Source organism: Bradyrhizobium genomosp. I (2014) (genome assembly GCF_000261685.1).
Lineage (GTDB): Bacteria > Pseudomonadota > Alphaproteobacteria > Rhizobiales > Xanthobacteraceae > Bradyrhizobium.
The window spans coordinates 1-530 of the sequence record NZ_AJQE01000506.1 but is presented as its reverse complement, the minus strand read 5'-3'; the positions used below and the strand labels follow the sequence as shown (position 1 = coordinate 530).

Below are 530 nucleotides of genomic sequence, written 5' to 3'. Positions count from 1 at the left end.
CGGTAACAATTAAGGCGAGGCAATGCGGAATCGAGGGCGATTGTCGCCCGCCATCGGTGAAGTCGGACAGACCCAGGCGCGCAGAAGAAGACGCCGAGGGGCCGGCGCCGGTCCGATCCGCTCGCGCAGTATTGGGAGGCCGAGATCGTTCCGATCCTGAAGGCTGCGCCCGGCATCCGCGTGATCGGCGTGCTGGACGAGTTGCGCCGACGGCATCATGACCTGAACCCGAACATCCGCCGCACGCTGGAGCGGCGCATCAACGCCTGGCGGGCGCTCAACGGCGGGCTTGCAGAACGCGCTGTGGGCGCTTGGCGGCGTGCCGCGGGAGCATCGCAGCGACAGCCTGTCGGCAGCGTTCCGCAATCTGGCCGCCGACGCACGGGAGGATCTGACGCAGCGCTACGCCGGGCTGATGGGCCACTATGGCATGGCGCCAACGCGCAACAATGCGGGCATCGCACATGAGAACGGCTCGATCGAGAGCGGGGAACGCGTCTTCATATAGCGCGACGATCTGGGTCGGAAGA

1 pseudogene is annotated in these 530 nt (G+C 66.8%); it reads left to right on the top strand.

The features are described 5' to 3' along the window. Nucleotides 1-78: 78 nt before the first annotated feature. A pseudogene (locus tag IC50_RS39975) lies at nucleotides 79-487 on the top strand (IS21 family transposase); the annotation flags it as partial. Nucleotides 488-530 lie beyond the last annotated feature (43 nt).